24 protein-coding genes are annotated in these 22,732 nt (G+C 67.6%); 13 read left to right on the plus strand and 11 right to left on the minus strand.

Annotated elements, in window-relative coordinates; genetic code table 11:
• The first annotated feature begins 23 nt into the window (after positions 1-23).
• Positions 24-773 carry an ESX secretion-associated protein EspG gene (locus ACT86A_RS12880; protein WP_445092391.1) on the plus strand — a complete coding sequence of 250 codons (750 nt, stop codon included), beginning with the start codon at positions 24-26 and terminating at the stop codon, positions 771-773.
• Positions 774-791: 18 nt separating this feature from the next.
• Here the strand turns inward: ACT86A_RS12880 and ACT86A_RS12885 are convergent, their stop codons facing one another.
• The 3 genes from ACT86A_RS12885 to ACT86A_RS12895 form a co-directional block, all read right to left on the minus strand.
• The gene (locus ACT86A_RS12885) at positions 792-1,457 is read right to left on the minus strand and encodes a histidine phosphatase family protein (RefSeq protein WP_445092310.1); all 666 of its coding nucleotides are present in this window, start codon (positions 1,455-1,457) and stop codon (positions 792-794) included.
• Complete coding sequence (gene pheA / locus ACT86A_RS12890; RefSeq protein WP_445092311.1) at positions 1,454-2,368, minus strand: prephenate dehydratase; 915 nt, start codon at positions 2,366-2,368, stop codon at positions 1,454-1,456. Before pheA ends, ACT86A_RS12885 begins: the two co-directional genes overlap by 4 nt.
• A 93-nt stretch (positions 2,369-2,461) precedes the next feature.
• Positions 2,462-2,875, minus strand: a complete 414-nt coding sequence (locus tag ACT86A_RS12895) for a hypothetical protein (RefSeq protein WP_445092312.1) — start codon at positions 2,873-2,875, stop codon at positions 2,462-2,464.
• Positions 2,876-3,018: 143 nt separating this feature from the next.
• Here ACT86A_RS12895 and ACT86A_RS12900 point away from each other — a divergent pair, with 143 nt between their 5' ends.
• The 5 genes from ACT86A_RS12900 (at position 3,019) to ACT86A_RS12920 (ending at position 7,421) form a co-directional block, all read left to right on the plus strand.
• Positions 3,019-3,786 (plus strand): DUF2470 domain-containing protein, encoded by a 768-nt coding sequence (locus ACT86A_RS12900; protein WP_445092313.1) that lies wholly within the window; start codon positions 3,019-3,021, stop codon positions 3,784-3,786.
• Between the two features lie 170 nt (positions 3,787-3,956).
• Complete coding sequence (locus ACT86A_RS12905) at positions 3,957-4,751, plus strand: CPBP family intramembrane glutamic endopeptidase (RefSeq protein WP_445092314.1); 795 nt, start codon at positions 3,957-3,959, stop codon at positions 4,749-4,751.
• Positions 4,752-4,961: 210 nt separating this feature from the next.
• Positions 4,962-6,218 carry an LCP family protein gene (locus tag ACT86A_RS12910; protein ID WP_445092315.1) on the plus strand — a complete coding sequence of 419 codons (1,257 nt, stop codon included), beginning with the start codon at positions 4,962-4,964 and terminating at the stop codon, positions 6,216-6,218.
• A 10-nt stretch (positions 6,219-6,228) separates the two neighbouring features.
• Positions 6,229-6,801 (plus strand): ferritin, encoded by a 573-nt coding sequence (locus tag ACT86A_RS12915; RefSeq protein WP_445092316.1) that lies wholly within the window; start codon positions 6,229-6,231, stop codon positions 6,799-6,801.
• 71 nt (positions 6,802-6,872) lie between these two features.
• Positions 6,873-7,421 carry a ferritin gene (locus ACT86A_RS12920; protein ID WP_445092317.1) on the plus strand — a complete coding sequence of 183 codons (549 nt, stop codon included), beginning with the start codon at positions 6,873-6,875 and terminating at the stop codon, positions 7,419-7,421.
• A gap of 226 nt (positions 7,422-7,647) precedes the next feature.
• On the opposite strand, the gene ACT86A_RS12925 is transcribed toward ACT86A_RS12920, so the two are convergent.
• The 4 genes from ACT86A_RS12925 to ACT86A_RS12940 form a co-directional block, all read right to left on the minus strand.
• The gene (locus tag ACT86A_RS12925; RefSeq protein ID WP_445092318.1) at positions 7,648-8,571 is read right to left on the minus strand and encodes a DUF5926 family protein; all 924 of its coding nucleotides are present in this window, start codon (positions 8,569-8,571) and stop codon (positions 7,648-7,650) included.
• Positions 8,572-8,980: 409 nt separating this feature from the next.
• Positions 8,981-9,748 (minus strand): glycerophosphodiester phosphodiesterase, encoded by a 768-nt coding sequence (locus ACT86A_RS12930; RefSeq protein ID WP_445092319.1) that lies wholly within the window; start codon positions 9,746-9,748, stop codon positions 8,981-8,983.
• Positions 9,745-10,794 carry a DUF4328 domain-containing protein gene (locus ACT86A_RS12935; RefSeq protein ID WP_445092320.1) on the minus strand — a complete coding sequence of 350 codons (1,050 nt, stop codon included), beginning with the start codon at positions 10,792-10,794 and terminating at the stop codon, positions 9,745-9,747. Before ACT86A_RS12935 ends, ACT86A_RS12930 begins: the two co-directional genes overlap by 4 nt.
• 19 nt (positions 10,795-10,813) lie before the next feature.
• Complete coding sequence (locus tag ACT86A_RS12940) at positions 10,814-10,966, minus strand: hypothetical protein (RefSeq protein WP_445092321.1); 153 nt, start codon at positions 10,964-10,966, stop codon at positions 10,814-10,816.
• Between the two features lie 510 nt (positions 10,967-11,476).
• Between ACT86A_RS12940 and ACT86A_RS12945 the strand changes: the two genes are divergently transcribed.
• Positions 11,477-12,088, plus strand: a complete 612-nt coding sequence (locus ACT86A_RS12945) for a hypothetical protein (RefSeq protein WP_445092322.1) — start codon at positions 11,477-11,479, stop codon at positions 12,086-12,088.
• A gap of 87 nt (positions 12,089-12,175) precedes the next feature.
• Here the strand turns inward: ACT86A_RS12945 and msrA are convergent, their stop codons facing one another.
• Complete coding sequence (gene msrA / locus ACT86A_RS12950; RefSeq protein ID WP_445092323.1) at positions 12,176-12,856, minus strand: peptide-methionine (S)-S-oxide reductase MsrA; 681 nt, start codon at positions 12,854-12,856, stop codon at positions 12,176-12,178.
• A 226-nt stretch (positions 12,857-13,082) separates the two neighbouring features.
• Between msrA and ACT86A_RS12955 the strand changes: the two genes are divergently transcribed.
• From ACT86A_RS12955 to ACT86A_RS12970, 4 genes are all read left to right on the plus strand, one after another.
• Positions 13,083-13,706 (plus strand): superoxide dismutase, encoded by a 624-nt coding sequence (locus ACT86A_RS12955; protein ID WP_445092324.1) that lies wholly within the window; start codon positions 13,083-13,085, stop codon positions 13,704-13,706.
• 195 nt (positions 13,707-13,901) lie between these two features.
• Positions 13,902-14,429, plus strand: coding sequence for a peptidase (locus ACT86A_RS12960; protein WP_445092325.1), 528 nt, complete (start codon positions 13,902-13,904; stop codon positions 14,427-14,429).
• Positions 14,430-14,721: 292 nt separating this feature from the next.
• Positions 14,722-15,480: a TMEM165/GDT1 family protein gene (locus tag ACT86A_RS12965; RefSeq protein WP_445092326.1), complete on the plus strand. Its 759-nt coding sequence runs from the start codon at positions 14,722-14,724 to the stop codon at positions 15,478-15,480.
• A gap of 119 nt (positions 15,481-15,599) precedes the next feature.
• Positions 15,600-16,367, plus strand: coding sequence for an SDR family NAD(P)-dependent oxidoreductase (locus ACT86A_RS12970; protein WP_445092327.1), 768 nt, complete (start codon positions 15,600-15,602; stop codon positions 16,365-16,367).
• A 45-nt stretch (positions 16,368-16,412) separates the two neighbouring features.
• Here the strand turns inward: ACT86A_RS12970 and ACT86A_RS12975 are convergent, their stop codons facing one another.
• The 3 genes from ACT86A_RS12975 to ACT86A_RS12985 form a co-directional block, all read right to left on the minus strand.
• Entirely contained in the window at positions 16,413-17,231 is an 819-nt protein-coding gene (locus tag ACT86A_RS12975; protein ID WP_445092328.1) for a class I SAM-dependent methyltransferase, read from the minus strand.
• Between the two features lie 170 nt (positions 17,232-17,401).
• Positions 17,402-19,372 (minus strand): molecular chaperone HtpG, encoded by a 1,971-nt coding sequence (htpG, locus tag ACT86A_RS12980; RefSeq protein WP_445092329.1) that lies wholly within the window; start codon positions 19,370-19,372, stop codon positions 17,402-17,404.
• Positions 19,369-21,042 (minus strand): TM0106 family RecB-like putative nuclease, encoded by a 1,674-nt coding sequence (locus tag ACT86A_RS12985; RefSeq protein ID WP_445092392.1) that lies wholly within the window; start codon positions 21,040-21,042, stop codon positions 19,369-19,371. The genes htpG and ACT86A_RS12985 overlap by 4 nt, the downstream gene beginning before the upstream one ends.
• Positions 21,043-21,504: 462 nt before the next feature.
• Here ACT86A_RS12985 and ACT86A_RS12990 point away from each other — a divergent pair, with 462 nt between their 5' ends.
• Positions 21,505-22,158 (plus strand): DUF6474 family protein, encoded by a 654-nt coding sequence (locus ACT86A_RS12990; RefSeq protein WP_445092330.1) that lies wholly within the window; start codon positions 21,505-21,507, stop codon positions 22,156-22,158.
• Positions 22,159-22,172: 14 nt separating this feature from the next.
• A complete protein-coding gene (locus ACT86A_RS12995) occupies positions 22,173-22,712 on the plus strand; it encodes a hypothetical protein (protein WP_445092331.1) in 540 nt (179 codons plus the stop codon).
• Positions 22,713-22,732 lie beyond the last annotated feature (20 nt).

Here is a 22,732-nt window from a genome sequence, read left to right on the forward strand (position 1 = left end):
CGCTCGATGAGATGCAGTTTCTCATGGAGAAGCTGGAGATCGAGGTCCCAGTCGTGTTGAACGCGAGGGGACACTACGACAACATGACCGACCACAGGGCGGCGATGGGCGCGGCGGCCGAGTCCCTCATCCAGCGCGAGCTCCTCGTGGACGACGTGGTCCATCGCGATCTGGAGAATCGGCTGCGCGCGCTGAACCGGCCGCACTGGATCATCGCGCTGCGGTTGATCGTTGACGGGTGGGTAAGCCGCTTTTGTCTGGCGAAGGGTGATGACCTTCCGGTCGTCGCCCTTCGCGGGCAGGACTCCTACGTCATCGACGAGGCCGGGATCGATTTGCCTGCCACGGTACTCGCGGCGCTCGGCTACGCCGAACCGCTCGAGCTCTACGGCATGAACGCCCCGACCGAAGAACTCGCCACCATCTTCGGAGACACCGGCGACGCCGCCGCCACCGCCGAGCGCCTGACCAAAGTCGGCAACCCCACGAACGACGCAAAGATTTTGGCAGCGGCCCTGGTCGAGATCCATTCGTATGCCGAGATCGTCGGCGTGGTTTACGGCGACGGAACCAGGGAGGTGGCGGACAACCACATCGCCATCTTCAATACGCGCGCGGGGCGATTCATCGCGACCGCGAGCAAGTCCGGCGACGGCGTGAAGTGGACGTCACTCAGCAGCGGAACCGCCGCGCGATTGCGCACGGCAGTACAGGATCTGATCAACTCGCTGCCGGAACGCGAAGACTTCCCGCCGAACCCGAAACGTTCTTGAGCGCGCCATCAGCCTTCGTCAACCCATCGGGTCGTCGGAGGTCGGCGCGACGTCGTATCCGAACGGCGGCGTGAACCGGCCCCACCGAATGCACTGCCACCCGCCGTCGGGCATCGGGACCAGCTCGATGGTCTCGGTGTTATCCAGGTGGTTGTTCGTCGTAAATGGTGGTCGCACATCAGCTAGCGTGCGACCAACAAGGCGCATGGCGGCACCATGACTGACGACCATCACATCGCCGGCACCGTCTTGGTGGGTCAAGTAGGTAGCCCGTAACTCCGCGATCGCGGGCAGAAAGCGGTCCAGGACATCCTGAGCGGATTCTCCGCCGGGCACCCGCAGCATGAGATCGCCTTCGTGCCAGGCGCGATAGATCTGCTGGAAGGTCTGGTGGGCCTCTTCGCTGTGCTGCCCTTCGAGATCGCCGGCCTGTACCTCGTGCAGGCCGTCGAGCACCATCGCAGCCACGCCGGTGGCGGCTTCGATGTAGTTCGCGGTCTGCCTGGCGCGCAGCGCGGCCGAGGAGAACAGCACCTGCGGCGGCCGCAGCAGGCCCTCGCCGAACGTCTTCGCTTGCGCCGCACCGCGTTCGGTCAGCGGCAGTCCCGGAATCCTGGTGTCGAGCAGCTTGGCGACGTTTCCTTCGGTCTCACCGTGCCGGACCAGAATCAATCTGCCGGTCATAGGTCCGCCATCCCCTTTCGCAACTGAACCAACCACTCCGCCGCTGCTTCATCCGACGGCGGCGGAGCTCCGGTCGCCGAGGCCGCCGGCCAGGACCCGAGGAACCGGATTCGCGCCGTGCGGTGCAGCGCCTTGAGTGCCTCGGCCACCGCAGTGTCGTCGATATGCCCTACGCAGTCGAGATAGAAACGGTATGTCCCCATGCCGGTTCGGGTAGGACGGGACTCGATCCTGGTGAGATCGATGCCTCGCGTGGCGAACTCCGCGAACGCGCGCATCAGCGATCCCGGTGCGTTCGGCAGCTCCAGCACGATGGACGTGCGGTCCGCGCCGGTGGCGGGCGGCGCCACCGTGGGCCGGGTGCACAGCACGAAGCGCGTGATCGCTCGCTCGTGGTCGGCAACGCCGGAGGCCAGCGCGGTCAGCCCGAACCGCTCCCCGGCCAGCGCGGTCGAGACGGCGGCGTCCGCGTGGCCCGCCGCCACGTCTTCGGCCGAGGCGGAATTGGACGCCGAGATGTAGGGCTGTGCCTGCGGCAGGTGCCGGGCAACCCACAGTCGTACCTGGGCCGCGGCCACCGGGTATGCGGCCAGGGTCCGCACCCCGGCCAGGGTCGTTCCCGGCTTGCCGAGGATCGTGAAACTCACCTCGAGCTCGGTTTCGGCGATGATCTGCACCCGGGGGCCGACTGCCAGGGAGTCGAGGGTCGCCGAGATCGATCCTTCGACGGAGCTCTCGATCGGCACCACCGCGCCGGCCACGTCGCCGGAGCGGATCAGGTCCAGTGCGCCCCCTTGGCTGGGCGCGGCGACCCGCTCCACGGGCCCGGCAAAGGCCCCCGAGGATTCGAGTTGAGCCAGGGCCATCTCGGTGAAGGTTCCGGACGGCCCGAAGTACGCGATTCGCGGCACGGTTACGAGATTACTTGGCAGTCCGTCCGGCTCCCCAGCGATTGCGACTGCTGGACGCGGGCCGGCCTGTGTTCGCGGCCGTCGGGTATGGCTTCAGTGGCCGGCGAGCACACGCAATGCGTCGATCAACTGGTCGGCATCCTCGGTTTCGATTGCAAGCAAAACCGACCGGACAGCATCAATTGCGGCGGGCTTCAGCGACCTCAGAAAAGCGATATCAGGCGCACTGAGGGCAGCGTGGATGTCCTCGCCACACAGGGCGGCGACCGTGGCCGCGACGATGGCCACCGCATGACGACCGGACGAGGTTCGAGCGACGAAACCGGTATCCGAGTGCGCCGCACCCGCCAGGAAGTCCGCGATGTCAGCATCCGGGACATCCAGTTCGAGGACCGGCGCAGCATCATTTGCGCCGAGATTGCGGACCAGTCCGTCGACCAGACTGCGCCGCGGGGGCATGGATAGCGTCACCAGCACCGGTTCGCTGGGTTCCGTCCGTTCCGACACGCCCTCACCGTAACAATCCGGATCGTCGGTCCTGGACCACGTTCCCCCGATCAGCTCGATCGAAAGGCTTGCGGAACCAACCGACCTCACTTAGCTTAGGGTAACCTAATCAAGGAACCGTTGTCCGCCCCACGGAGGTTTGCATGCCGCGTCCGACCCCGACCGTCGCCCCGTCCACCGCCGAGCGGGTGCGCAGCGCCTGCGTCCACGCGGAGCAGGCGGTACTCGCCATGCCCGGCATCGATCCGACACCCACGTCCGTGCACCTCGTGCGGCCATGCGGCGACGCGGTGATCGCGGTGCCGACCTCGTCGGTCGCTGCGATCCTGGCCGGCAACACCGGCGAGAACGGGGCGCCCGCGGTGCTCGAACTCACCGACCACGCGCCCCTGCCGCTGCGCGAGCCGGTACGCGCGCTGGTCTGGCTGCGCGGCTGGGTGCGGGCGGTGCCCATACGAGCGCAGCGCGCTCTCGCGACCGAAGTCGCGAAGGACCACCCGCATCCCGGCCTGCTCGACGTCGGCTTCGGTGCAACACTGCTGCGCCTGGTGATCAACTCCGCGGTGGTAGCCGACTCGACCGGCGCGGAGTCGGTGCGCAGCGACGAGCTGCGGCTGGCGCAGCCGGATCCGTTCTGCGCCATGGAATCCGCGTGGCTGCAGCACATGGCGGTCGACCACGCCGACGTCGTCGACCAGCTGGCCAGGCATCTGCCGCCGCGCCTGCGACACGGCATCGTGCACCCACTGGCCATCGACCGCTACGGACTCACCCTGCGCATCGAGGGGTACGACGGCGACCATGACTTCCGGCTCCCGTTCAGCGCTCCGGCCGACGACATCGCGGCGCTCAGCCGCGCCGTACGCACCCTGGCGGGCTGCCCATTCCTCAACGGCCTGCGCCGCATCTGATTCGCCCGCTCACACAAGTCCACGCAGCGGCCGCGGCCCGCGGTTCGCCTACCGAACCGGCTGGCACTTGAAACTCCATCGGACAGGTCCGACCTCGTTCAGCGAACGAAGTCGCGGGCCCGACCCGACGTGGCGGGCGCCACGCACAGCCGGCGCAATAGATTCGACCCATGCGTGCGGAGTCCGGTACCGGTTGGGACGAGGTCGAGCCGACCGAACAGCAACGGCTCGCGCTGAAACTCGAGATCGTCATCGTGCTGCTCGTCACGTTCGGCCTCAGCGGGCTCAACGCGGCGCTCTCGCTGGTGGAAAGCGCGCTGGCGCCGGGCGGGGTCGGCGGGCGGACCATCGCGCTGAACCCGTCGCGATCCACCCAGTCCACCATCGACCTGCTGTTTCAGCTGCTCAGCGTGCTGCGGCTGGTGGCATGGGCAGCGCTGGGACTGTACCTGCTGTGGCGCAGCGGTCTCGGCCCGCGCTTGATCGGACTGGCGAAGCGGATCAGGTGGCGCGCCGACGCGCTGCCCGGCATAGCGCTCGCCGCGATCATCGGATTGCCGGGCCTGGGGTTGTATCTCACCGCACACGCGCTGGGCGTCAGCGTGACGATCGTGCCCGCATCGCTCGGCGACCACTGGTGGCGGTTGCCCGTCCTGATCCTGTCGGCCTGCGCGAATGCCCTGGCCGAGGAGGTGATCGTGGTGGCGTTCCTGATCACCCGGTTGCGTCGGCTCGGCTGGTCGGCGCACTCGGCGCTGCTGGCCTCAGCGCTCCTGCGCGGCAGCTACCACCTGTATCAGGGGCTGGGCGGCGGTCTCGGAAACATGGTGATGGGCGTCATATTCGGTCGCTATTGGCAGCGCACGAACCGGCTGTGGCCGCTTGTCCTCGCACACGCGACCATCGATGCGGTCGCCTACATCGGCTATACCGTTCTGCGCGGCCATGTTTCGTGGCTGCCGTAACTCAACTGTGCCCACCGGTTCGCTAACGGGTGGGTCGCGGAGACGAATTACTATGCAGCACCCCGTCCAGCCCGAGGTACACGTGCAATACCCGATGACCACCGGATAAGTAGAGTCTCAGTGATGAACGGCGACGACCCCCAGCGCAATGCGCGAGCGCGCCGGATGCCGCCGCCAGGCAGGCCCGGCGAACCCCCGATGCGACGCCGCATGCAAGCCCCAGCAGCCGGTGCTGCTCCGCCGCCGATCGAGCCCACCCAGGTGCTGCACCGAGACGGCCCGCCACACGCGCCGCCGCTGGCGTATTCGCAGGTTCCGCCGGAACAAGCACGACGCACGCCGCATGCCCCCACGCAGCAACCGGTCCCGCAGCACAAGGGCCCCGCGCATGCTCCCACGCAACGGCCGCTTCGCTTCGATGACGGGCCGCCACACGCGCCGTGGCAGCAGCCGCGGCCGTATCGCGAAGGGCCGCCGCCAGCGCCTCCGCGCGGCACACGCCCCGCCCAGGCGCCGCGGCCGCGCCGCAAGCGCCACCCCTTCCGCTGGTTGCTGGTGATCCTGCTGGTACTGGTCCTCGCCGCCGTCGGCGCCGTCATCCAGCTGGACAACTCGCTCAATCGCATCCCGGCGCTGGCGAACTACGCCCAGCGTGTGGGCGACACGCCGGGGACGAACTGGCTGCTGGTCGGCTCCGACGGACGCGCGGGGCTGACGCCCCAGCAGGAGCAGGAACTGGCCACAGGCGGCGAAGTGGGTCCCGAGCGCACCGACACGATCATGCTGGTGCATGTCCCGGAGTCGGGTAAAACCACCCTGGTGAGCTTGCCGCGCGACTCCTACGTCAGCGTTCCCGGCCACGGCAAGGACAAGCTCAACGCCGCGTTCGCCATCGGCGGACCGGCCTTGCTGGTACAGACCGTGGAGATCGCCACCGGCCTGCGTATCGACCATTACGCGCAGATCGGCTTCGGCGGTTTCGCCAGCGTGGTCGACACGCTCGGCGGCATCGACGTCTGCCTGCCGAAACCGATCGACGACCCGCTCGCCGGCATCGATCTCCCCGCGGGCTGCCAGCGCCTGAACGGTCCGCAAGCGCTGGGCTTCGTGCGCAGCCGCGCCACCCCCCTCGCCGATCTGGACCGCATGAACAATCAGCGGATCTTCCTGGCGGCGCTACTGGCGAAGGCGACCAGCGGCACCACTCTGGCCAACCCGTTCAAGCTGTGGCCCCTGGCCTCGGACACCGTGAAGTCGCTGAAGGTCGACAACGGCGATCACATTTGGGACCTCGGCGGACTGGCCTGGGCACTGAAAAGCGACACGGTCGCGACGGCTGTCCCGATCGGCGGATTCGATGACACCGACAGCGGGAACGTCCTGCTGTGGGACAAGGGCAAGGCGAGCCGGTTCTTCAACGCGCTGGCCGGCGACCAACCCATCCCGGAGGAGCTGCTGACCCGGTAGCGTCGGTGCCATGCCGGATATCGATGTGGCTGCGCCCTTCCCCGAGTCCTCCCCGGAGACCTTCCCGGAGTTGCTCCGCGCGCAGATCCGTCACGGGTTCACCGCGGCCCAGCAGTATCTCGCCGCCGCCGTGTACTTCGACTCGAATCGGCTACCGCGACTGGCCGGACATGCCTATACCCGGTCGCGCGAACAGTACGCGAACTCACTCCGCCTGGTGCAATACCTGCTCGACCGCGATCTCGAGGTGCGAATCGGCGGGCTGGACGAGATCCATTCGACCTTCGACAGCCCGCGCACCGCCATAGCTCTGCTGCTGGAGGGCGAGCAGATCCGCAGCACGCAGACGAGCGATCTGGCCCGCGCTGCCCGCACGTCCGGCGACTACCTGGGTGAACGATTCATCCAGTGGTTCCTCGAGGAGCAGATGAAGAACGTCGCCGGGATGACCACGCTGCTGGCTGTTCTCGACCGCGCCGATGGCCGGCTGTTGGACGTCGAAGAGTTCGTCGCGCGTGAGCTGCGGACGGGCCCCCGCGGCGATATAGCGGCGCCGAAAATGGCAGGCACGGCGCAGAATTAATTAGGCAACACTTGCCTCAATAAGGTTGCACTTGGATGACATGCGCTGTGACCAGCGCTAATGTCAGTCCTATGTCAAGCCATCCGGAATCCCCCCGCAGCAAATTCCACAGCCTGTTGCACGATCAGATCCGGCATGAATTCAATGCCGAGCATCAGTACATCGCGATTGCGGTCTGGTTCGACAATGCCGATCTGCCGCAGCTGGCCAAACGGTTCTATGCGCAGGCGGTAGAAGAACGTAACCACGCGATGATGATCGTGCAGTACTTCCTGGACCGGGATATCAGTATCGAGCTTTCCGGTGTAGACGCCGCGAAATCCCGGTTCGAGAATGCCCGCGAACCGATCGGGCTGGCGCTCGCCCAGGAGAAGACCGTCACCGAGCAGATCGTCCAGCTGGCGAGCACCGCCCGCGAAGAGGGCGACTACCTCGGTGAACAGTTCATGCAATGGTTCCTGAAGGAGCAGGTGGAGGAGGTCGCGAGGATGACGACCCTGCTCACGATCGCCGACCGCGCCGGGTCGAACCTGTTCGATCTGGAGGAATTCGTCGCCCGGGAGATGAGTGGCCCGAGCGATGCCTCCGGCGCGCCTACGGTAGCGGGCGGCTCCGTCTGACGACCTTCGCCGAAAACGGCAAACAGGCCTGGCTCCACCAGCCGGGCCTGTTTTGCGTTTCGGCGAGATACCCCGTCAACGCACTTGGCTTCGAGCGCCATGAGCAAGATTTCTCTCGGCTTTCGGCAGTTCGGTGAGACTTCCCTAACTTCCGGTTTTCAGTGCGGTGCCGAGTGGCTGACACACGGAAAGAAAATTATTCCCGAAATCCCGCAGGAATTCGAGTTCAGCGCAGCGTGACCTGACGCGACCGCAGCCCATCGCGGGAACGCCGCTCACCGGCCGTCAATGGCGCGTCGGTAGCCAGCAGCGCCTCGGACAATCGAGCACCGAACTCGACCGCAGGCTGCACCCACTCCTCGGGGTGCCGCTCGCGGTCCAGGTCGAACACCGGGACGAGCACACCGTGGGTGCGGAACGAACCGGCGAACCGCGAACCCGCACCCAGATGCAGGCCGCCCGCCGCGTGCACACGAGCCAGCGCCAGCATCAGATCGTCCTCGTCCTCGGGACGCACCCAACGAATGTGCGCCTTCTCACCCGCGTCCACCCACCACGCCGCGCCGATGGCATCCCCCGCCAGCGCGAGCCGCGCGGACGGCATGATCGCCGCCTTGGCCTGCTCGATGGTGGCCGCGACCTGCGGATCGGGCTCGACGCCCGCCGGCACCCACCAGTCGAAGTCCTGATGCACCGTCACGTCCAGGCCCGCCGCGGGATCGATGACATCGGCCAGCCGCGGACCGCCCGCGACGCTCTCCACCGAGGTGATCGAATCACCGGGTTCGGCGGACTGCGTCCACAGAATCGCCGCGGCCAGATCCGCACCCGGGTCCGCGCCCTGGACCTGCACCTGCGCGCCGACATAGCCGCTGGGCTCCGCACCAGCACGCACCAGCGCAGCCACCGCGCCGGGCAGCACCGTTGCCAGCACGACCGGACGCTCGGCCGCGACCGCGGGCGACAGTGTCAACCGCGCGGTGGCCGACGGAACGAACTCGCGCAGCGCGACCAGATCGCACTCCGCGGCCAAGCCCTCGAACGGACGCGTGACGGCCTGCGCCGCCTGCTCCTGCGCCGCCCGTCGCTCGGCGAGACGCTGCGCCCGGTTCCCGCCGGGCTTAGGACTGTTGCGCTTGCTCTTACCCACGAGGGCACAACCTACAGGGTGGTGTGTTGTTTTTGCCGCGCCGTGCCGGTTCGGCAGCGGCTGGCGTTGGTTCGGCAGCACCTGCGGCGCTGGTGAGCTTGCTCGCTCTCGCTGCACTCGCAAAAGGAGTCGGGCCGACGCAGTGCGTGAGACAGCAACCGCATCGCTTTGACGTTCGCTGAGACCTTGATCGCCGTGTTCGGGTGTGGGCCCGCCGGCGCCTTCGCCACGGACACGGCAGCCACTCGGCATTCGATCCTGAACGCGGTGGATGCGCAGGATCGGGTCGTCGGTAACGAGGTATCCGTGCCGATCGGCATCGCCGCGCCGTGTGCGCAGCCGTGCGGCAGCGGCAGCGTCTCTACGTGAAGAAACACTGACCGGTTGACGGCCGGCCGTGTGTGGCTGTTCAGGCGGCGCCGAGCAACGACTTGGTGCGTCCGGGGTGGTTTGTGGCGATCCAGCTGACGCCTAGGTCGGCGCACAACTGGACGTCGCCGGGGTCGTCGACGGTCCAGCAGTATGTGGCGCGGCCCGCGGCGGCGGCCTTGTCGACCAGCTCGGGATGTTCGCGCAACGTTTTCACCGACGGGCCGACGGCGGTGGCGCCGACCGTCGTTGCGGCGGATCCGCCCAGGTAGCGCGATGATTCGCCGAGCAGAACGGTGGGCAGCAGCGGTGCGGCGCGGCGGATGCGCCAGACCGCGGTGGCCGCGAACGACATCACCACCGCCCGGGAATGGTCCGCCGAGGCGGGGGCGGCGATCCCGAATCTCTGGAGTTCGGCCAGCAGTTTGTTCTCCACCAGCGCGCCGTAGCGGACGGGATGCTTGGTCTCGATGAACAGCTTGGTCGGCCTGCTGCGCCAGTCCAGCACCAAGCTGATCAACTCGCTGAGGGTCAGCACCGAGGCGGGCGCGCCGTCGGCGCCGAAGTCGAGCGCCCGCAGTTCGTCGAGGGTCATCTCGCTGACCAGCCCGCTGCCCGAAGAGGTCCGGTCGACTGTTCGGTCGTGCACGCACACCAGATGCCCGTCCCGGGTCAGCCGGACATCGCATTCGACGCCGTCGGCGCCCTCCTGGAGCGCCAGCTCGTAGGCGGCGAGCGTGTGCTCGGGGCGCGCCGCCGAGGCGCCTCGATGCGCGACGACGAATGGTGCGCGACTGCCCTGGCTCACTTGGCCATAACCTCCTCGTGCTCACGGTCCTGAATACCGTTGTCCTCATCCGCGGATGCGGCGGTCTTCGCCGGCTCCGAGTCGGCCGTGCCGCCCGGATGGACTGGCGCGATCACCGGTGCGGCGGGGTCGACCGCGATCAGCCAGCGGCGCGCGGTCCAGCTGCGCCCGAGCAGATCCCGTCCCTCGATGGTCCGTAGCACCCACAGGGTCAGCAGCGCGACCGCCGCGGCGAACGCGTCGGCGAACACCGTGAACAGCACCCCGTCCGCCTTGGCCTGCAGGGAGTCCGCGTTCCGCCACAACAGCGCGGCCAGTGCGACGCCGCCGCCGAAAACCCAGGCCACCCACCATATTTGTATGGCGCGACGGATCCGCGGATCCCCGCGCAAGGCCGCCACCTCGGTCAGGAAGATCCCCGGCCACAGCAGGTTGACCACCGGAACCAGGCAACCGAGCGCGAGCACACGTGGCGAACGCGGGTCGCGCCGCTTCGCCGCGGCGTAGACGTCCTGTCTGACCTCGATCAGTTTGCCCAGCGCCGCCACCGCCGCCAGCAGCGCGAAGCCGAGTGTCAGCACCCCGGCGACCACGACGAACGCATCCGAGGCGAACAGCACCACCGGATGGATCAGGCGCGTCCGGTTGCGCAACAGAACCGAGTACCGCGCCAGCTCGGCGAGAGCCGCGAGCGTGAAGACCCCCGCGGTCACGACGAGCAGCTTGGTCACCGAGTCGGTGAGCCTGCCGAGCCGATTGCGCGGTGCGGCGCCGGCCCGCGGTACCGCGTCGAGCAGACCCCATCGCGGCATCTGCGCATAGCGGGGTGTCGGTGTAGCCGCGCGCGAGCTGCCCGGCGACTGCGCCCGGCGGGCCAGGGAATCAGGCTTGCGTGCCACCCAGCGGTAATTGCGGCGGTCGGCGGGCGCGTCGATCGGCGCGGGCGAGAGGAGCGCGCCGCGGCAGCGTGGGCACCAGTGCATCGGCGCACCCTGCACGGCCCAGCGCGCGCCGCAGCGCGCACAAGGTTGCACCACCGTACTCACCGCGCACCCCGTTCCTTCGTCAGTAGATCTTCGCCTCGTGGTCACCCTCCGCGACCAGCGGCCGGCGCGCCTGCGGCCATGCCACCGTGCCGCCGCGGACCTGGATGGCGTCATATCCGCTATCTGCCTGATATTCGACCACCTGCCGGGACGGAATGTGGAGGCTCGTCACAGACTCGATCCTGCCATGGGGGACGAGCTACTGCGCAGTTCCGTGCCGGGGAAACCAGCTCGACAGCAAGCTACGATCTGGGGTACGTTCTCCACTCTGGAACTCGACCGCCGCCCCGTTCGATACTGGTTGTGCATAACTCGGTCGAAGTTATCCACATAATCCACAAGCTGATCCACAAGACACAGCTATCGGCGAGCGCACCACTGAAAGGGTGCGGCTATCGAGTAGCCGGGCGATCGGACCCAGCGATTTCCATACCTCCGGCCCGGAAATGACCCGCTCGGCCGCTCGCCCTCGGTGTGTCCCCGAGCCGAGCGATGCGAATGACCGATCCGGGACTCCCCTCCTGACCATCCCGGAGCGGCCATTCGTCGCCGACCTCGGAGCCTGCGGCCGAGGAGGCTCCGATATCTAGTTGGACGGAGCCGGCACCCGTTCGGTTCCATGAAAATGAGAACGCCGCCGAAAATGCCGAATTGCGGCAGCAACGGTCGGTAGCCTGGGCTGATGAACGTGAGCAGGGGGCTACTCGACGGAATGGACACCGCCGGCCTCAACGTCGCGCTGTCCGAGGCCACATGCCTCGGCCTCGCGGTGGACGAGACGGCCGATCAGTTGCGACTCGACCTCGAAGTGCTGACGCTTCCGGAGCACGGCACGGCATCCGAGGACTCCCGGGTCCAGGTGATATTCACCGGCGTGAGCCGGGTTGCCGCGTCATTGCGGACGCAGCACTGGGACGACTTGGAGCCCCGGGTGCTGCCGCTGCAACTGGACGGCCTGGACGAGGCCATCCGCAGCTTCGGCGGTGGACGGCTGCACGGCTGGGAGTTCATCGACCTGGACGACAGCGGTTGGGCGCTGTGGAGCGAGCTGCTCAGCTTCGACACCCGGATCGACGACCACGCAACCGCGCACGTTATCGAGTTCTCCCAGGAAGAGGGAATCGATCCGCGCGAGTTGGACATCCGAGTGTGGTTCGACGGCATCACCGTACACGACGCACGGGGCAAGCAGATCCCGCTGGCGGATTTCATCGCCAACGGAGTCCGCTGGTGGCAAGCGCACGACGCGGGCGACCCGCGGGCCGCCCGCCCCGGCATCGCTCCTCCGCTCTGACCGCCTGTCCCGGACCGAAACAACGCTTACCGGCACTGCGGCGCCGAACCGCACATCCGCTCGGCCGGATGTGCGGTTCGCGCACGCTCAAGCGCCCAGGCCCACCGGACAGCTCACGCCGGTTGCGTGCACCGGGCAGTATCCACCGGGATTCTTCGCCAGGTACTGCTGGTGATACGCCTCGGCGTAGTAGAAGGCCGACTGGCCGGGTATTGCCACGATCTCCGTGGTGATCTCGCCGTATCCGGCGGCAGCCAGTCGCTTGCCGTAAGCCTGCGCGGTAGTGCGGGCGAGTTCGGCCTGTCCGGCGTCGAGAGTGAAGATGGCCGAACGGTACTGCGTGCCACGATCATTGCCCTGGCGCATGCCCTGGGTGGGATCGTGGTTCTCCCAGAAGTGCCGGAGCACACCCGCGTAATCGACCACCGCGGTGTCGAACACGACGAGCACGGATTCCGTGTGGCCGGTCCGCCCGCTGCACACCTCTTCATACGTGGGATTCGGCGTGTACCCACCGGCATAGCCGACCGCGGTGGTGTAGACGCCGTCGAGTTCCCAGAATCCCTTCTCCGCACCCCAGAAACAGCCCATTGCCACGACCGCGACCTGCGTGCCGTCGGGAAACGGCGGGCGGATCGGGTGACTGTTCACGGAGTGGGTATCCGGCACCGGGAGTGGTTCCCCCCGGCCGGGCAGAGCCTGTTCCGGTGTGACCATGGCAGGTTCGGGGAGGCTCAGGCGCCCCACTAGCTCGTCGTACCACGACATGGTTCGATGCTACGCGTGCGTTTCCAGTGTGCCGATGTCCGTGATGTGACGGTGCGCGACCCGCGCGATGGCGGTCGGCACCGCCGCGCCGTCGTCGACCGATTCGATCCGCGTCGGCACCGGAATGCGCGGGCATCGCCCCGAGTTGGAATCGACCGGGTGTACGAATGATGGTTGGCTGGGCTCGAACAACGGGCACAACCAGCCCGACATAGGAAGGGACATCGTGGCTGAGTACACGCTGCCAGATCTGGATTACGACTACAGCGCCCTGGAGCCCCACATCTCCGGGCAGATCAATGAGATTCATCATTCCAAGCACCACGCCGCCTACGTCGCCGGTGTCAACTCGGCACTGGAGAAGCTCGAGGCCGCCCGCGAGGCCGGTGACCACGCGGCGATCTTCCTGAACGAGAAGAACCTCGCGTTCCACCTGGGCGGCCACGTCAACCACTCCATTTGGTGGAAGAACCTCTCCCCCAACGGCGGTGACAAGCCGGTCGGCGAGCTGGCCGCGGCGATCGACGACCAGTTCGGCTCGTTCGACAAGTTCCGCGCGCAGTTCACCGCGGCGGCCAACGGTCTGCAGGGCTCCGGCTGGGCGGTGCTCGGCTTCGACACCCTGGGCCAGAAGCTGCTGACCTTCCAGCTCTACGACCAGCAGGCCAACGTCCCGCTGGGCATCATTCCGCTGCTCCAGGTCGACATGTGGGAGCACGCGTTCTACTTGCAGTACAAGAACGTCAAGGCGGACTACGTCACCGCGTTCTGGAACGTCGTGAACTGGGCCGACGTGCAGGAGCGGTTCGCGAAGGCGACCGCTCAGGCCAAGGGCCTGATCTTCGGCTGAGCAGCCACCCCACGGACCCGCGAACCGGCGTCAACCGGTTCGCGGGTCCGCTGTGTTTCGGCCGCTGCCCGGCGCTGCACATTGAACCCGAACTGGCACTCTTTGGTACTTGTGTGCCAGGTGACTCGTGGTTCATATTCGGACATCACAGGAAAACAGGGCAAGGCCGCCCCGGTTGTGCGACGGGAGGCAGAAATGCGCACGAACGGACCCATCGGCATCACGCCGTTCCACTCGCGCGGGTCGCTGCGCGGATTCATCATCTCGGGCCGCTGGCCGGAAACCACGAGGGAATGGGCCCAAGTTCTCGTGCTCGCGGTGCGCGTAGCCACCCTTCCCGGGTTACTGACGACCTCGATGGTGTTCGGTGTGCGTGAGGAATTACCCGATGACCCTGCCCCCGGCACGGTCGGACTCGTCCTGGCCGAAGGTCCGGTGCTCGGCGCCGAGGCCGTGCGGCCGGGCCGGTTTGCCGAGCATGTGCCACCTGCCCTGCTGATGCTGCACCCCCCGTCCGAGACGCAGCCTTCGCTGCCCGAATGCACGGGCGCCGCCTCCGGCTGCGTACTGCTACCCGGCGTGCCGCATCTGGGGCTCGAGCACCGCGCGGCATGGGCCGAGGCCGAGTCCGACGGAACGGTTATCTCGCTGGTCAGTCGGGTCGGTCTGGATCCGATCAGCGATCCCGACACCGCGGTTCTGGCTATGCTGCTGGCCGCGTGAGGGTGCCCGAAACTCTGCACGCGGATCGCCAAACTTATTGTGCGCATTGCGATTTCGATTACAGAAAGTTGGCGCTGAGGATTCGGGCCGGTAGAGTCGGCAGCAGCGAAGGGGAGTAGCCCGCAATCGCGCAGTCGACATACTGACCCGATGCCCCGTGGGCGCGGGTCCGGTTGTGTGAACCGGCATTGTTCCGGTGGGCGAGACCTTCGGCCTGGACAACCACGTCGTTGTCGGCCGGAGGGCACCGATATCTCCGACCGACAGGCCGGAGCCCTTGGAGCAGCCACATATGATCGCCACTGTTTTGCTGAGCGTCGGTATCGTCTTTCTCGCCGAGCTGGGTGACAAATCTCAGCTGATGGCGCTGACGTTCGCGCTGCGCTATCGCTGGTGGGTGGTGCTGGGCGGTATCGCGACGGCCTCGGCCGCGGTGCATCTGATCTCGGTCGGCGTCGGCTACTTCCTCGGTACGGCACTGCCCACCCGGGCGATAGCACTGGTCGCCGCGATCACCTTCCTGGCCGTCGGCCTGTGGACCTTGCGCGAGCATTTCCGCCCCACGGACGAAGAGCCCAAGCCGCCCGAAACCGCGAGCGCGCCGTTCTTCGTCGTGCTGTCCGCGTTCCTGCTGGCCGAATTGGGTGATCGGACCATGTTCACCACTGCGGCGCTGGCCACCGACTTCGACTGGGTAGGCGTCTGGCTCGGCTCCACAGCCGGTATGGTCGCCGCCGACGCGCTCGCCATCGCTGTCGGCATCGTGGTCGGCAAGCACCTGCCGGAGCACGCGATCGGCATCGGGTCTGGATTGCTGTTCCTCTACTTCGGTGCGGCCGCATTCCTCGGCACGGCCGCACCAGATCTCGGCGGCGTCGCAGTGATCGGATTCGCGGCGCTCGCTCCAGCGCTGGCCGGTGCCGCGCTGCTGCTCACCCGCGCGGCTCACCGGAACCTGCCAGCGCGAAGCCGTGCGGCCGACCACCTCGACGCACCAGATCCAGCAGCGGTTTCCGCAATGGGAGCAGACCGACCGTCATCCGAGCGGTGACCAGTGTCCCGGAAGCATCGTTCGACCCACCGAGGCCTCGGGACGGACACCGTCCGGCGGCCCCTATTAAGGTGCAATTGACGAAGGGCCAACTGGCTGTCACGAACGAGAGGACCATCGTGGAGATTTCGGGTTCCGCCGCCATTGTCACCGGGGGCGCATCAGGCCTCGGCGCCGCCACCGCCAAGCGACTCGCCGAACTCGGCGCCACCGTCTTCGGACTCGATGTGCCACAGTCGATCGAGCGCGCCGGCGACAACGTGCCGGCCGGGGTCACCCTCATCGCCGCCGATGTCACCAGCAACGACGAGGTCGGCGCGGCCATCGAGCAGGCCGTCGGCTCGGGCGCGCCGCTGCGCATCGTGGTCAACTGCGCCGGTGTCGGTTGGGCGAGTCGCATTCTGTCCAAGAACGGCCCGCACGACTTGGAGCTGTTCCGCACGGTCATCACGGTGAACCTGCTCGGCACCTTCAACGTCATGCGGCTGGCCGCGGACGCGATCGCGAAAACCGCGGCGGTGGACGAATACGGCCAGCGTGGCGTCATCATCAACACCGCCTCCGTCGCCGCGTTCGAGGGCCAGGTCGGCCAGATCGCCTACTCGGCGTCCAAGGGCGGCGTGCACGGGATGACCGTGCCCGCCGCGCGCGACCTGGCCCAGTTCGGCATCCGGGTGAACACCATCGCCCCCGGCATCATCGACACTCCGATGCTGGCCGGTGTCACCGAGGAGTACCGCAAGGGACTCGAGGCGGGCGTGCCCTTCCCGTCCCGCCTCGGCCGTCCGGACGAGTACGCGCAGCTGTCGCAGTACATCATCGAGCACGACTATTTGAACGGCGAGACCATCCGTATGGATGGTGCGCTGCGCATGGCTCCGCGGTAACGCCTCGGCCTGGCTGCGCGGAAGACTCTGCCGCGTAGCCAGGGATCACGCCTGCGGCTTGTGCCCGATACCCAGGTACGCGGTGGTGGACAGCAGACCGTTCGGCCGGTACTTCTCCGCGAGATACGCCTGCATGACCGCGGCGCGCTCGGCCCACACCTGCGCGGTGACGCTGTGCCGCATGAGTTCCAGCGGCGCGCTGCTGCGCACCATGGTCTCCCACATCTGCGTCGGACTGGTGAAGGTCAGCGCGATCGAATGCCGCTGGATCGACACGGCTTCGAAGCCCGCGCCACGCATCTCTGATTCGAAGACCTCCGGGTTCTCCAAGCTCAAGAAGTTCGGCTGCGGCTCCTGGATATTCGGATCGGCCGCGGCCAGGGCGCCGAACATCATCCGCATCAGCGGCGAGTCGGCGATCGGCGCCCAGCTCGACACCACCGCGGTACCGCCGGGCCGCAACACTCGGAACAGCTCGGCGAATCCTCTCGCGCGCTCGGGGAAGAACATCAGCCCGAACATCGAGAACGCGGCGTCGAACCGATCGGACTGGTAAGGCAGATCCTGCCCGTCACCCACCCGCGCCCGGATATTGGTCAGCCCGGCGGCAGCGGCACTGTTCGCCAACCGCGCGATCATCGGTGCGGAGAAATCGATCGCCTCGACCAGCGTCACCTGCTCGGCGACCAGCAGGCTGAGCGTGCCCGGGCCCGCCGCCACGTCCACGACCTGCGACGCTGGTGACAGCGAAACGAATTCGAGCGCGCGGGCCGCGAACGGCTGCATGAGGGCGGGCGCGAATTCGGCGTAGCCGTCCGCGACGAGGTCCCACGGCTCGGCGACGGCCAGCGGGTTTCCGGACATGTTCCGACGATCCTTTCAGCCATCCCATCGAACCGCGCCACACCGAAGACGAGTTCCCCAGCTCTGCGAATATGCCATCTCGATAACCTCGGTAGCCGCGAAATGGCCGAAACAGGTCCTGCGGACCCGCCGCGCCCGCAGGACTGCACGGTCCTCCGGGCGCGGACGGTTCACAGCGTGCGGGTGAGCCGGTCGGTGAGGATGTGCGCGAAATGCGCGGGATCCTTCAGCTCGCCGCCCTCTGCCAGCACCGCCGTGCCGAAGAGCAGTTCGGCGGTTTCGGACAGCTCGGTCGCGGTACCCGCTTCGGCCTCGTCCTTCTTCGCCGCGTACGCATCGCGCAGGCCGGTAACCAGCGGGTGGGTCGGATTGAGCTCCAGAATCCGCTTGCTCTCCGGCAACGCCTGACCCGACGCGCGGTACATCCGCTCCAGCATCGGCGTGAAGTCGAAGACGTCGCCGACCAGGCACGCCGGGGAGGTGGTGAGCCGATTGGTCAGGCGGACCTCCTTGACGCTCTCCGCGAGCGCCTTGCCCAGCCAGGCCAGCACGTCCGCGAAGTCCTTGTCCTGCTGCTCACGCAGCGCCTCGGAAGCCTGCTTCTCCTCTTCGGTCTCCAAGTCGACCTCGCCCTTGGCGATCGACTGGAACGACTTGCCGTCGAATTCCGGCACCGAGCCGACCCACATCTCGTCGACCGGGTCGGTCAGGATCAGCACCTCGCGGCCCTTGGCCAGGAACGCCTCCAGATGCGGCGAGCTCTCGACCTGCTGACGGGTCTCGCCGGTCATGTAGTAGATCGCGTCCTGCCCTTCGGGCATCCGCTCCACGTACTGGGCGAGCGTCGTCAGCTCCGTCTCGGAGTTCGTCGAGGCGAAGGACGAGACCTGCAGGATGGTCTCCCGGTTGTCGAAGTCCGCGAGCAGGCCCTCCTTGAGGACGCGGCCGAACTCCTTCCAGAAGGTCTGGTACTTGGTCTGGTCCGCAGCGCCCTGCAGATCCTTCACCGTGGACAGCACCTTCTTCACCAGGCGCTTGCGGATCATCTGGATCTGCCGGTCCTGCTGCAGGATCTCGCGGGACACGTTGAGCGACAGGTCCTGCGCGTCCACCACGCCCTTGACGAAGCGCAGGTACTCCGGCATCAGCTCTTCGCAGTTGTCCATGATGAACACCCGCTTGACGTAGAGCTGCACACCGCGCTTGTGCTCCCGGGTGAACAGGTCGAACGGCGCATGCGACGGGACGAACAGCAGCGCCTGGTATTCGAAGGTGCCCTCGGCCTTCAGCGGAATGATCTCCAGCGGATCGTCCCACCCGTGACTGACGTGCTTGTAGAACTCCGTGTATTCCTCGTCGCTGACCTCGCTCTTCGGGCGGGTCCACAGCGCCTTCATGGAGTTGAGCGTCTGGTCCTCGAGGACCTTGGTCTCCTTGGCGTCCTCGCCCTCGCCCTCGGTGACCGTCCGCTCCACCTGCATGCGGATCGGCCAGGCGATGAAGTCGGAGTACTTCTTGACGATCTCCCGCAGCTTCCACTCCAGGGTGTAGTCGAAGAGGTGGTCCTCCTCGTCGGCCGGCTTCAGATGCAGCGCGACCGAGGTGCCCTGCGGTGCCTCGTCCAGTTCTTCGATCGTGTAGGTAGAGCTGCCCGCGGTCGATTCCCACCGGGTGCCCGTAGTCTCCCCCGCGCGGCGCGTGGTCAGCGTGACCTTGTCGGCCACCATGAAGGTGGAGTAGAAGCCGATACCGAACTGACCGATCAGCTCCGCCGCATCGATATCGCCTGCCGCGGCGCTTCTGGCCTCGTTCAGCTTCTTGCGCAGTTCGGCGGTACCGGACTTGGCGAGGGTGCCGATCAGATCGACCACCTCGGCGCGCGACATACCGATGCCGTTGTCCCGGACGGTCAGGATCCGATTGTCCGTGTCGACGTCCAGCTCGATGCGCAAATCCGAGGTGTCGACGTGCAGATCCTTGTCCCGGAAGGACTCCAGCCGCAGCTTGTCCAGCGCGTCGGAGGAGTTCGAGATCAGCTCCCGTAGGAACGTGTCCTTATTGGAGTAGATCGAATGGATCATCAGCTCGAGCAGCTGATGCGTCTCTGCCTGGAACTCGAGTTTTTCGACGTGCTCTGTCACATCGCGATGGTACCGCCGCAGTCGGGTGCGGTGGCCGAAGGAGGCGGCACCGACGCGTACGCGAAATCGGCCAGGCCGGCAACCTCGAGGTCGGCGCGGGTGGTCATCCACTCGCGCAACACCTGGGTGGCGCGGACGTCGTCCTCGTTGTACTCCAGCAGCCGGGTGCGCTGGGCCGGGTCCGGCGCGAGGTCATAGCCGACAGCGAGTCGGTACCAACTCATCGACGCCTCACCGCTCGCCTCGGCATCACGCCAGGCGAATCCGGCGACCGGTGCGATCTTCTTCAGACCCTTGCCATTCGGGCAGATGAACTGGTCGGACACGGCCTGGAACATGTCCACCCACTGCGGCCCGTCGACGAACGCGCGTACCTGCTGCACGGTCGGCACGCCAGGGCGGCCCGCGAACCGTCGCGCCGACTCATACAGCCACTTGTCCTCGGCGGTGCGCGAGTAGCAATAGGCGGCAAACGTTTTCCCGGCCGCCGCCGTCTCGGCGCGCACGGTCATCAGCCAGGTCCAGAACTCGCCGAAAGAGCGGCCCTCGTCCTCGGTGGGCAGCGGATCCCAGGTCACGAACGGACGGTATACGCCGTCCAACAGCGTTCCCCACAGGTAGGCGCCGTGCTCTTGGAAGCTTTCCAGGTCGACGTCCACCTCCACGTCGGCCCGCCGGACCGATACCTGCTCGACCCGGCGCACCAGCGGCGCACCCGCGATCCAGGCCCGCGCGGTCACCACCGCCTCGTCGAACGGCCCATGCTGCCAGTCCTCGGGATCGGCACCCACCCAGGCGGCCAGCTCGTCGATCGTCTCGATGCCGTGTCCGCGCAGCACCTCGGCGCGCGAACCGGGCGCCACCAGGCTGACGTCGCGGCGCTCGATCAGCCGGCCCTCGCAACTCGGGCCCTCGACTCCGCGCGTCCACCATGGGCACTGCCTGCATTCGGGCACCTTGGACGGTAGGGTCGGCAACTCGCCACGCACCACCGCGATCCGGTCGGCGTAGCGGCGGTCGTAATCGGCCAGCAGCGGAGCCAGGTCGTGCACCAGGATGCGGTCGAAGTCGAAACCGATCACGCCGCCGACCACGGCCGGACTGGCCAATCCGTGACGCTGCAGCATCCGGTGCAGGTGGGCGAGCCGCTGCTGGTCCCGGGGTTGCTGGCGCAGTTTGCGGTGCGGATCCGGCTGCGGGTTCCAGCGATACGGGTCCGTGGTGGTCGGGTGGAAATCCGCCGGTTCCGGTTGCCGCGGGTCGGTCACCTTGTGGTTCACCACGATGACCGGAATGTATCCCCCGCGGTCCTCGTCACGCAGCAGGATCTCCGAGCCGCCGCGTCGACCGGTTTCCGGTTCCTGCGGCAGCAGTCCGCCCCAGATGCGTTGCGCGCCCGCCGCGCACGCGCGCATCGTCGCATCGGCCCGCTCGCCGGCGCGCAGTTGCGCATCGATCACCACCCACGCGTCCGGGGCCGCCGCGATCAGCGCGTCCCGGACCCGGCCGCGGTGCGCGGCGGCGGCATCTCTGCGCTGGCGCACGCCCGCGTCCTCGGAGATTCCGGCCAGCGCCTCCGGATACGCCGCGTCCAGACGCAGGCGGTGACGGCATCCGATCAGCGCCCTGGCATCGATGAAAGCGGTCGGCGCGTCGGCGAGCCGATCCACAGCCGTGCCGTTGCGCTTGCGACCATCCTGGTCACCGATGTCCGAATCCACGCTATGCAGTATGGTCCCTCCCCCTGACAACTGTTTTGGCAGCGCCTGCGGGGCTGGGTGTTCGCGGCCCCACAAGGCTCGCGGGCCGGGCGATGCTCGGTCTGGAACGCTCAGCCCGGGCCATCCGACGAGGCCCGTTGCCGCACACCGCCCCCTCTGACGGACCACGTCCGGGGCACCGCGCTCGCGACTTTGCGTGGATATGGCGGCCGATCGGATGCCGGATTGCGGCCGGTTGGTCGGCCGTGGAGCCGGTCTCGCATGCGCCGCGGCTGCGGGACAGCGTGCGAGCCGCACTACCCTCGCCGCTGTCGCCGTGGACCCGATAGGGTGACGGCGAACTGTGTGACATGGGCGGACGGGCTTCGGTGTCGTGCCGCCATGGCGAACCAGCATGACGGAGGGCCTTCGATGGGGTTGTTCACGAAGCGCAAACGGCGGCCGAGCCGCAGGGCCGAGGCGAAAGCTCTCAAGCACAAGGCCGCGATCGAGGCCAGGCTCGCCGCCAAGAACGACCGCAAAGCCCGCCGCGCCGAGGCACGAACCCAGGGCAAGGTCGCCAAGGCGCAGATTGCCACGCTCCAAGCGGAGGAGAAGGCCGCGCTGAAGCTGGCGGCCAAGGCCGAGCGTGATCCGTTCAGCGCGAGCCAGGTCAAGAAGTACCTCGGTGTGGCCCGGGTGCTCATCCCGGTGCTCGCCCCGCTCGCCTACCGTGGTGCGACGTTTCTGCGCGGTCAGCTCGACACCCGCCGCGCGCAGCAGCTCGGTGTCGGCATCGACCAGCTCGGCGACTTCACCGGGCACGGCGCGAAGCTCCAGGCCAGGATCGTGAATGCGGAAGCGGCGCTGCAGCAGGTCGACACCCAGGACGGCAAGGACGCCAAGGCCAAGGCCGAGACAGAGAAGTTCGCCGCCGCCGCGAAGGACCGCCTCGGCAGCCTGACCGCCGCCGTACGCACCGCCGACCAGATGCCCGCCCACCGACGCCGCGCCGTGCACGCATCGATCACCCATGAGCTGTCGGGGATCGAGTCCGACATCCTGGCCCGGCTCGGCGTGCGCTGACCGGCACCGCTGCGATGTCCCCGCACCTGCACGCCGGCCGCCTGCGCGGTGGGCTGGTGGGTGCACTCGTCGCCACGCTCGCCGTCGCGGCACATGGTGCCGCGGGCGGCGGTGTTCCCGACACGACCGAGCTGACGTTGCTGCTGCTGATCGCCATCGCGACCGGGTCGGCCGCGGGCATGGTGTCGACGCGGCCGGGGCCGGCTCTGGTCGGACTGCTCGGGGCAGGTCAGCTGGCGGGCCATGCCGAGCTGTCGGGCTCGTCCGCCTTCGATCACGCTCGGCACGGAATTACCGGCGCCACAACGGTTTCCATCCTGCCGGCCGGGTGGATGCTGTTCGCTCATGTCATCGCCACGCTCGGCTGCGCCGTCCTGATCGTGCTCGCTGGGCGGCTGTACACCGTGGCCTCCGGTGTGCTGCGTGCGCTATTCGCCCCGCCGCGTGCGGCACGGATCGTCGGCGCGCCGCACTGGCCGGATCCCGGTCTTCCGCTGTATCGCTGCGCCCCGAGCGGCGCGATCGGTCCTCGTGCGCCACCGGTGTCGGCCTGATCCCTCGACACCCAGCTCTC

The organism is Nocardia glycosmidis (genome assembly GCF_052545115.1).